We start from the raw sequence: 9,802 nt of genomic DNA, 5'->3' as shown, positions 1-9,802 counted from the left end.
ATGGTCGAGCGCAAAACGCGAAAGCAAATAGCCGTAAAGCTTGACAGTCGCGGGAGCGCGGCGGTCGAGAAAGCAGCAAAGGAAATATGCGCCTCTTGCGGCAATATAGGCAAAGCGGTCTTTAAGAGCATAACAGGGGACAACGGGGCGGAATTTGCAGGGCTGAAAGGCGCGGTGGAATGCGCGGTATATTTTTGCCATCCGTACGCAAGCTTTGAAAAGGGGACGGACGAGCGGCACAACTGGCTCTTGCGGCGATTTATAAAAAAGGGCGGGAGCATAGACGAACTGGCGCCGGAGATCATAGAGATGGCGGCGGAGTGGAACAACAATCTGCCGAGGAAGATTTTAGGCTACATAATGCCTATAGAAGCGTTCGCGCAAGAGCTTATGAAAATCAAAGAGGCAATCGCGGCATAATCCCCTTGCCCAAGGCCATGGCGATACAAGGATTGGTGCATGCCAAGCCCTATGGGAAATTTGTTGCATTTGATATTGCAATTGACCCAATTTTTTGCGCTACACCCCATCTGGAAATAATGATTGACATTGGCACATATTTTCGGTAAAATAACTTCACGAAACTTTGCGCCAGGTTCCATTAGCCCCGGCAATCTGCACGCACGGGTTACGATTGTCAATTGTTAAAACAGGGAGGTTACAATTAACTTATGATTGGGACGAAGACATATATGGCCACTCCTGCCAAAATAACCCGCAAGTGGTATGTCATTGACGCCAAAGACAAGGTTCTTGGCCGTTTGGCGGTGGAAGTGGCAAAGCTTTTGCGCGGCAAAAACAAACCGTCTTATACGCCTCATCTTGACACAGGCGATCATGTGATCGTGGTCAATGCGGACAAAGTGGCCTTGACCGGCAAAAAACTTACGCAAAAGACTTATTTCCGCCATTCCGGCTACCCGGGCGGGACAACTTTTACCAAAGCCGGCGACCTGTTGAAAAAAAAGCCGGAGCGGGTAGTTGAACTGGCCGTGCGCGGCATGTTGCCCAAAAACTCCCTTGGCCGCCAGATGGCGTTGAAAATGAAAGTATACAAAGGCGCCGAACACCCTCACGCGGCGCAAAAACCGGAAACATTGGAATTGTCCATAAGATAATCATCCGCAGGAGGAAAAATAAATGGCAGCAGTAAATTACGACGCGACAGGCCGCCGTAAATCTTCCATCGCCAGGGTCCGCCTAGTTCCGGGCGAAGGGAAAATAGTCATAAACGAGCGTGAGCTGGGCGCCTACTTTGGGCTGAAAACGCTTGAGCTCATTATAAAGCAACCGTTAGTGCTGACCGACAACATCGGCAAATACAACGTAATCGCCAATGTCTGCGGCGGCGGCACTACGGGCCAGGCGGGGGCGATACGCCACGGCATTGCGCGCGCCCTTTTGAAAGTGGACATGGAGTACCGCCCGGCGCTTAAAAAAGCCGGTTTTCTCACTCGCGACCCGCGCGAAAAAGAGCGCCGCAAATACGGCCTGAAAAAGGCCCGCAAAGCTTCGCAATATTCAAAACGCTAATATTGGGGCCTTTGTTCACAGCCAGCATCGTTTGCCCCGCGCGCGAAAGCCTTTCCCGGCGCGGCGCGCAGGCGGGTCCCAAGGCCCCCAAAAAGCAGGGGCGGGGGTTTTTCGCGCGACAGGCGATAATCGGCTGCGGGATACAGGCTCTTAAAGTAAAGGAGGAAAGTATTTGGGCGATTCAATTGAGCGCAAGGTGCAAATAGTGGTGGCCGATCCATCGGCAGTCGGCCTGTTGGGGCTGGCGGTGGTGACGGCAGTCGCTTCGTCGCAAAAACTCGGCATAACCACCGGACTTTCTTTTGTCATTCCCTGGGCGATTTTTCTGGGCGCGATTGCGCAGCTTTACGCATCGGTCTACGATTTTAACCACAACAATGTTTTTGGCGCGACGATATTCGGCGCCTTCGGGTTTTTCTGGCTGGGCGTGGCCACAAGCTGGTTGATAGCTACCGGCGCCCTTGGCCCTGAACTGGTCAAACAGGTGGACGGGCATCAAATCGGGTTCGCCTTCCTCGCTTATTTCGTGTTTGCCGTTGCCGGTACCATTGCTGCCGCCGAAACCAACCGGACTTTATTTATTGATATGGTTTTCATTGACTTGCTGCTCCTTGGCCTTGCCATAGACAGCATCGGCGGCGGCGTCCATTGGGCGCATAGTCTGGCCGCCTACGCGGAAGCCGCCACATCCGTTGTTTCCTTGTACGCCAGTTGCGCCACTTTCCTGAACAAATTTTACGGCCGGAAGTTCTGGCCGCTGGGCGCGCCGCTGGGCATCTTCAAAAAGGGCTGACCGCGCAACCGGCCAACTTATTGTCCTTTCAAGCGCGAAACGGCCGCCCGTTTAACGGGCGGCCGTTTTTTCGCCTGACCGCGCTTACGCCTTTGCAGCCTTTCGGAAAACCGCAGCCATCCTTTTTATCCCTTCCCGTATCCTGTCCTCCGGCATGTTGGAAAAGTTGAGCCGCAAGGTGTTTTTTTGCCCTCCGTTCGGATAAAAGGCAGAACCGGGCACAAAAGCGACTTTCTCTTTAAGGCATTTGCGCAAAAGCTCGCCGGCGTCGGCCCCTTCGGGCAGGACAACCCACAAAAACAGCCCGCCGGCCGGCCGGGTGAAGACAACCCCCGGCGGAAATTCTTCTTCCATGCTTTTAATTATGGCGGCAAGGCGGCTTTTGTACAAAGCGGCAAGGCGTTTTATATGCTCCCCGATGTCATGTTTCAGCAAGTATTCATAGATGATGCGCTGATTGAACTCGCTTGTGTGCAGGTCGCCCGACTGCTTCGCCGTGACGAAAAGCTCCAGCAAATCATGGGCGGCCGCTACCCAGCCCACCCTAAGCCCCGGCGAAAAAATCTTGGAAAAGGTCCCGTTATAGATGACAAGCCCTTTGCTGTCCAACGACTTGAGCGCGGGCAGCCGCTCGCCCTCAAAACGCAGTTCGCCGTAAGGGTTGTCTTCGATCAAAGGCAAATTGTATTTGTTTATTATTTCAATAATATGTTTGCGTCTCTCCAAGGACAAAGTGCGCCCGGTGGGATTTTGAAAATCAGGCGTCATATAGAGCAGTTTCGCCCGCCCGGCCGTCCGGATCGCCCTTTCCAGCTCTTCCGGGATCATGCCGTCCCCGTCCATGGCCACTTCCACAAAGCGCGGACCGTAAGGCTTAAAGGCGTTAATCGCGCCTAAGTAAGACGGGCTCTCCAGCAGTACCGCGTCGCCTTCGTCAATGAATATTTTGCCGGCCAAATCCAGCGCCTGCTGCGAGCCGGTAACGATAGCAATGTCGTCGCCTGCGAGCTTTGTATGAAAATTGTCGTTCATGCGGGCGGCGATGATTTCGCGAAAAGGATAAAATCCCTCCGTGGTGGAATATTGCAGCACCTGCCGCCCGTGCCGGCTTAAAAGATCTTGCGTTACGCCCTTTATTTCCTCAATGGGAAAAAGTTCCGGCGCGGGCAGCCCGCCGGCAAAGTTTATGACATCCGGCTGCATGGTCAGCTTCAATATTTCGCGGATCTCCGAACGGCCGAGTTTATCCATGCGCCGCGCGGTTCTAACTGCCATAGTTATGACCATTCCTTTCTGCGAAAGGCACAAACCGGCATGAAACCGGGATGCCCCTGCGCTACGATTGTCGCATGATGTCAGCGCATGCCGCAGGGCGCGCGAAGGTGGGCGGCGCAGGGTTGGTTGCGCCGCCCGAATTGCTATGTGCGCAGACTGCCCCTTGAAGCGCAAACAAGCGGGAACGACGAACCCGTAACCTTATCTTTGCAAAGACGCTTGCGCTTACAGAAAGGAGGGCGCCGCATCCGTTCCCGCCGATCGGCGTTGAACGGGCCATTAATTTTTTCGGCGCCGCAGTTATCTCATCGCCGCTCCCGACGGTGCGGCAGCTTCTTAAAATCCCTCTGCTGCATTTTCCCTGCGGCGGTTTTTTCTTGCCTTTGCGCCGGCATCATTGCCCATTGGCTTTAAGCTTATTCTTCCCCCGCGTACCAGAACGGGCGCAAAAAGCGCAAAGCGCAGGCGCCGCCTTCCGGCGGCCCGGGCGTCCGCCGCCCTTTCTGGACGCGCACGTCCTGTCCGCCTATCCTGATTTGATAGTCGATGATTTCGCCCAAGAAGGACTTGCGGCTGACTACGCCGCGCAGCGCGTCCGCCTCGCCTTCCCCGGCAAAGTCTATCTCCGAGGGGCGGCTGGCCAGGGAGATTTTCGCTTGCCCCCGCAAGGCGGCGGGGGCAAGCAAAGTTTCCGGCAAAGGCCCCTCCAGGCCGGGGACGAAGGCCCGCCCGCCGTCCATGGCAACGTCAAGGAAGTTGGAAAGGCCGATAAAACTAAAGACAAATTTGTTGGCCGGCTTGTTGTAGACGTTGAGCGGGGTGTCTACCTGCTGCGCCACGCCGAGTTTCATTACCAGGATGCGGTCGGAGAGGGCCATGGCTTCGGCCTGGTCGTGGGTTACGTAAATGATGGAAAAGCCGTATTTTCTCTGCAAATCTTTGATCTCAAACCGCATCTCTTCCCTAAGATGCGGATCCAGGCTGGAAAGAGGCTCGTCAAGGAGCATGGCGTCAGGGTTTATCGCCAAGGCCCTGGCCAGGGCGACCCTTTGTTTTCCGCCGCCCGACAGGTCGGAAGGGCTGGTTTGCGCCACGTCCAAAAGGTTGGTGGAGGTCAAGGCGTCTTTGGTCCGCCGCTCGACTTCCGCCGCGGGCAAGTTGCGCACGCGCATGGGGAAAGCGACGTTTTCATAGACGCTAAGATGCGGCCAGACGGCGAAAGCCTGAAAAACCATGCCGAAGTCGCGTTTTTCCGGCGGCAGGTAGTAGTTGCGCGCCGGCGACGAGATGAGCCGCCCGCCGACATATATCTCCCCTTCCGTCAGATCCTCGAAGCCCGCCGTCATGCGCAAAGTAGTGGTTTTGCCGCAGCCGGACGGCCCTAACATGGAGAAGCACTCCCCTTTGGCGATTTCTAAGTTAAGCGCGTTGACGGCGGTAACTTCGCCGAATTTTTTGGTAACGTTCAACAATCGTATGTGCGACATGGTTTATGCGCCTGCCTTCCTGATGAAACGGTTGATCAGCGTCTCCCCCAAGATAATGAGGATAAGGGCGATTCCGGCCAAAGCCGCCGAGACCACCGTTTCCCCGTCCTCGTTCAAAGTATAGATAGCCACGCCGATGGTGCGGGTGGTAGGCGCGTACAGCATGATGGACACGGTAAGTTCCCGCAGCGACGGGAGAAAGATCAAAAAGAAAGCCGCCAGCATGCCCGGCCGCACCAGCGGCAGCACAATATCTTTAAGGGCCTGCCACATGGTGGCGCCGCAGGCGCGGGAGGCCTCCACCAAAGAATCGTGCACCTGTTCCAGGGCCGCGGAGTTGGCCCTTAAAGAAAAGGCCATGTAACGGGCGATATAGGCGACCAAGATGATCCAGACCGTGTTGTAGAGGTTTATCCCGTACCTGCCGCTCCAGGCCAAAATCACGCCCAAGGCGATGACCGAGCCGGGGACGGAAAAGGGCAGCATCCCTAAAAATTCCAGCAAGCCTTTGCCGCGCACCTTCATCTTGACTATGACGTAAGAGATCATCACGCCGGCGAACATGGTGATGACGGCGGAGCCAAGGCCCAGGGCGATGCTGTTTTGGATGGCGTCTTTGGTCACCTTGTAATCGAACAGGATGAATTTATAGTTGTCGAGGGAAAGATTTTCCCAAGTAAACGGCAGGCCGTAAGTTTTCAGGCCGCCGACCAGGAAGATGACGACCGTGGGCAAGACGATGGTAAAGCCGATGTAGGCTACGCAAAAGACAAGGAGCGGCAGCCGCAGGGCGCGCAGTTTAAGTTCCATCGGGCGAAAGCTCTTGCCGCCGATGATCTGGTAATGCCCCTTGCTTAAAATCTTGCCTTGCAGCCATATTATCAGGGCGGCCGACATGACCAGCACGCTGGCCAGCACCGTGCCCGTGCGGATGGAGTCAAAACTGCCGGCGCTTTGGTGTATGCGCTGGTAGATGAGCGTCGGAATGTTGAAAATGCCGTTTTCTATGCCCAGCACGGCCACCGTGCCAAAGTGCGCCATGGAATAAAGCATGATGAGCAGCGCCCCCGAGAGTATGCTGGGCATTACCAGCGGTATGGTTATCTTCCGGGTGATGGTGAAAAGCCCGGCGCCGGAAATGCGGGCCGACTCCTCCAAAGTAGGATCCATGCGTTCCAAGGCCCCGCAGACCTGAATGAACACAAAGGGGAACAAATACATTATCTCCACCAGCACTATGCCGAGATAGCTGTAAATATTGAAAATCGGGCCGTCAAAGCCAAATTTTTCCATGAAGAAACGGTTGATGAACCCGGCGTTGGGCGAGAGCAGCATCTTCCAGGCGAGCGCGCCGATAAAGGAAGGGAGCATGAAAGGCACCAGGAACATGGACTTCATGAAGGTTTTGTAAGGAAGATCCGTGCGGGTTACCAGCCAGGCGAAAAAAGACCCGACGGCAGTGCTGCCCACGGTAGTGCCGCTGGCGATGATAAGGGAGTTGACGAGCGCCTGGTAAGTTTCCGGCTCCATGATGATTTTGACCACGTCGCCTAAATTGAACCGCCCGTCGACCCAAAAAGCGTTGAAAAAAATCAAAAGGACGGGAACGGCCACCACGATGACCAAAATGGCTATGGAAACAAAAAGGATGGCCTGCGCCGCGCCGAAGTTGCTTTTTTGTTTGATGGCGCTCACTTTTTCATCGCCTCCGCCAGGCTTTCCGCTTTAAACCACAAAAGGTCGCAAAAGCTTATCACGCAAGGATCGCCTTCTTTGAATATCATCTTTTTCGCTATGGCCTCGTGCGTTTCCATGCTGGTCCTAAGCTGCGCCCCGTCTATCTCGATGAGGTAGTCGATCATGGCGCCGAGGAAACTCGCCCTTTTTACCACGCCGCATAGCCCTTCGCCCCCGGGGGCGATGCGCACGTCGGAGGGCCTAAAGCCCGCCGCCCACCCGTCCGCGCTGCCCTCCGGCGGCGGCCAGGGCATGATCTGGCGCCCGCCGCCCACCAGATAATTTTCCCCTTCGCGCCGCACGGGCAGAAAGTTCGCTATGCCCATAAAATTAAAGACAAAACAATCCGACGAACGCTCGAAAATATCATAGGGGTTGCCGGTCTGCCGTATCCGGCCTTTTTCGTCCATGATGGCCAGGCGGTCGGAAATGGCCAGGGCCACTTCCTGGTCATGGGTAACATAAAGGACGGTTATGTTAAGCCGGCGCTGCAACTCTTTTATCTCAAAGCGCATTTCTTCGCGCAAATTGGCGTCCAAGTTGGTCAGGGGCTCATCCAGCAGCATCAGGGCGGGATTGCCCGCCAGTGCGCGCGCCAGGGCCACGCGCTGCTGCTGGCCGCCGGAAAGCTCGGACGGCAAGCGTTTTTCCAGCCCCTTCAAGCCAACGAGGGCGATAGTTTCCAGCGCGCGCTCCGTCAGCTCGCCCTTCGGCCGTTTGGCTATTTTCAGCGGATAGGCCACGTTGTCGAACACCGTCATGTGCGGCCAGACGGCGTAGTCTTGAAACACCACGCCAAGCCCCCTGCTGTCCGGGGGCACATACACCCCGCCGGCCGGGTCGGTAACCACCGCGCCGCCGATGGAGATTTTCCCCGCGTCCGGCGCCTCAAAGCCGGCGATAAGTCGGAGCAGGACGGTTTTGCCGCAGCCGGACGGCCCCAGAAGGGTAAAACATTCCCCTTCTTCAACCGAAAGCGTGAGGTCTTTGTGTACCTGATGGCTGCCGTAACTTTTTGTTATGCCCTCAACTCGGATTATTTCCATAACCTGGCCCCTTATTTTCAGTTTGCCCGTGAAGCGGATTTATGCGGCGGACGCTCCGGCGATAAAAAACCGGCGGGACGGAACGGTCCGTCCCGCCGGGAGTTTCAGGCAGGTTCATTTTTTGCCCTGAAGGGTGTCGGTGAATTTTTTGATGGTGGCTTCTTTGGACGCCATCATTTTGACATAGTCTATTTTGATCATGCGCTTTAAAGCGTCGGCGGCATCGGGGAGCTTGAATTTCTCCGGGTTTTTCACGTCCGGGCGCACGGAGAGGGTGCCTTCGCCCGCTATCAGGGTCTGGGCTTCTTTGCCCAAAAGATAGTCGACGAATTTCTTGGCGGCCTCAACGTTGGCGCCGCCTTTAAAGATCGCCACCGGGCTGGGGGCAATCAAAAGTTCCGGCGGATAGACCAGGGCGATATGCGCGCCTTTGGCGATTTTGTCGTTGGTAATGTAGTCAACGGCAAGGCTGGCGGACAATTCGCCGGAGGCGGTGTCGTCTATCACCTGGCCGGAACCTTTGCCGATCCTGGCACCATTGGCGCGCAGCTTGTCAAAAAACTCCCAGCCGAACTGTTTTTCCAAAAGCGCCACGCTCATATAAGCCGTGCCGGAAAGGGCGGGGTCGGCTATGCCGAAAGCGCCTTTGAACTCGGGCTTGAAAAGGTCGGCCCACTGTTTGGGCGGCGACTTGATCTTGTCGGTATTTATGCCGATGCCCAGCGTGCCTAACCGGGCGGCGGTAAAATGCCCGTCGTAATCGTCAAAGGGGTTCAGGATCTCTTTAAAAACCGGGGTGCGGTATTGTTCCAGCACGCCTTCTTTTTTCATGTTGTAAAAATCCGGCACTTCGCTTGTCCAGATAATGTCGGCGAGGATCTTGCCGCTTTGTCGCTCGGCCGCGATCTTGGCCATGAGCTTGCCCGCCCCTGCGGACTGATAGTCAACCTCCACGCCGGGGTTCTGTTTCTTGAAGCCCTCTACTATGCCGCCGATGAGCGACTCTTTCATTGAAGTGTAGATGATGAGCTTTTTGCCGCCGGCCGGCGCCGTGCTCGCCGCCGGCTTGCTGCCGGAGCCGCCGCAGCCCGCGAATACAATCCCGCAGAAAATAATGGCCGCCAAAAGAAAAACGTCTTTTTTGCCCATTTGCTTGAAAGCCTCCTTAAATTTTTTTAATTGTCTAACTTCAATTGTAATTCTTTCCCGGCCGTTAGTCAACAAAGGGAAACGACGATCGCTTGCGGGCTGCCGCGGCGGCTCGGACGGGGAAACGCTTGGCGCGGCATGGGCTTTTGAAAATTCCCTTAAAATAAAAAAGGCGGCCGGCCAAAAAAACCGAAAAGCCGCCTGGTCGCGCGCTGGTGACCCATGCAGGCCTCGAACCTGCGACACCCTGATTAAGAGTCAGGTGCTCTGCCAACTGAGCTAATGGGCCGGTGATCCACCCGCGACTCGAACGCGGGACACCCTGATTAAAAGTCAGGTGCTCTGCCGGCTGAGCTAGTGGATCGGGAAACGATACAGATGTATTATACTAAGAAGCCGACAATTTTGTCAAATGTTTTGCGGCGGGCGGACGGCAAACCCGCCGGGATGGATCCGCCGAAAAGCTTGCGAAAGCGGCGCCCTTAAAAACGGCGGCATTAAAAAGCCTTGCCGGGGCGGAACATTTTTTGTTTGACAACGCGGCGCAATTCATATATTATAGTAGAGTGAATACATAGCGGCAAAACAAAAACGTCCGTCCAGTTTCCACGGGTGGGCGGCGGCAGGCAACAGAATGTAGACAATGTTACCTGCTGTTTTTCTCTTTTGCCAGCAAACACGGGCGTTCCTGTGTTTTGATTTTGTTTGTTCGCGCGGGGCGCATCTCCCCTGAAAGCAGCCGGACGGCTCTACAGGCGGCTTGCAAACGAACGACAGGTAAC

9 protein-coding genes and 2 tRNA genes are annotated in these 9,802 nt (G+C 55.6%); 4 read left to right on the top strand and 7 right to left on the bottom strand.

The features are described 5' to 3' along the window. From LBO03_05015 to LBO03_05000, 4 genes are all read left to right on the top strand, one after another. Positions 1–420, top strand: a 420-nt coding sequence (locus tag LBO03_05015; GenBank protein MDR3348948.1) for an IS30 family transposase, incomplete at its 5' end; no start/stop codon positions are given. Between the two features lie 254 nt (positions 421–674). Then, positions 675–1,118: a 50S ribosomal protein L13 gene (rplM, locus tag LBO03_05010; GenBank protein ID MDR3348947.1), complete on the top strand. Its 444-nt coding sequence runs from the start codon at positions 675–677 to the stop codon at positions 1,116–1,118. A 22-nt stretch (positions 1,119–1,140) separates the two neighbouring features. Then, positions 1,141–1,533: a 30S ribosomal protein S9 gene (gene rpsI / locus LBO03_05005; GenBank protein ID MDR3348946.1), complete on the top strand. Its 393-nt coding sequence runs from the start codon at positions 1,141–1,143 to the stop codon at positions 1,531–1,533. Positions 1,534–1,705: 172 nt separating this feature from the next. After that, complete coding sequence (locus LBO03_05000; protein ID MDR3348945.1) at positions 1,706–2,326, top strand: acetate uptake transporter; 621 nt, start codon at positions 1,706–1,708, stop codon at positions 2,324–2,326. A gap of 84 nt (positions 2,327–2,410) precedes the next feature. On the opposite strand, the gene LBO03_04995 is transcribed toward LBO03_05000, so the two are convergent. From LBO03_04995 to LBO03_04965, 7 genes are all read right to left on the bottom strand, one after another. Further along, positions 2,411–3,601, bottom strand: coding sequence for a PLP-dependent aminotransferase family protein (locus tag LBO03_04995; GenBank protein ID MDR3348944.1), 1,191 nt, complete (start codon positions 3,599–3,601; stop codon positions 2,411–2,413). Positions 3,602–4,017: 416 nt separating this feature from the next. Further along, positions 4,018–5,088: an ABC transporter ATP-binding protein gene (locus LBO03_04990; protein ID MDR3348943.1), complete on the bottom strand. Its 1,071-nt coding sequence runs from the start codon at positions 5,086–5,088 to the stop codon at positions 4,018–4,020. A gap of 3 nt (positions 5,089–5,091) precedes the next feature. Further along, positions 5,092–6,783, bottom strand: coding sequence for an iron ABC transporter permease (locus LBO03_04985; GenBank protein ID MDR3348942.1), 1,692 nt, complete (start codon positions 6,781–6,783; stop codon positions 5,092–5,094). Then, complete coding sequence (locus LBO03_04980) at positions 6,780–7,871, bottom strand: ABC transporter ATP-binding protein (GenBank protein MDR3348941.1); 1,092 nt, start codon at positions 7,869–7,871, stop codon at positions 6,780–6,782. Before LBO03_04980 ends, LBO03_04985 begins: the two co-directional genes overlap by 4 nt. 114 nt (positions 7,872–7,985) lie before the next feature. Next, the gene (locus tag LBO03_04975) at positions 7,986–9,020 is read right to left on the bottom strand and encodes an ABC transporter substrate-binding protein (GenBank protein MDR3348940.1); all 1,035 of its coding nucleotides are present in this window, start codon (positions 9,018–9,020) and stop codon (positions 7,986–7,988) included. 213 nt (positions 9,021–9,233) lie between these two features. Continuing rightward, a tRNA-Lys gene (locus tag LBO03_04970) sits at positions 9,234–9,309 on the bottom strand. Between the two features lie 2 nt (positions 9,310–9,311). After that, positions 9,312–9,384, bottom strand: a tRNA-Lys gene (locus tag LBO03_04965). Positions 9,385–9,802 lie beyond the last annotated feature (418 nt).

This window comes from Acidaminococcales bacterium (assembly GCA_031290885.1).
GTDB lineage: Bacteria > Bacillota > Negativicutes > Acidaminococcales > JAISLQ01 > JAISLQ01.
Note: the sequence above shows the minus strand (reverse complement) of the source record. Positions and strands in the feature narration are given on the sequence as shown.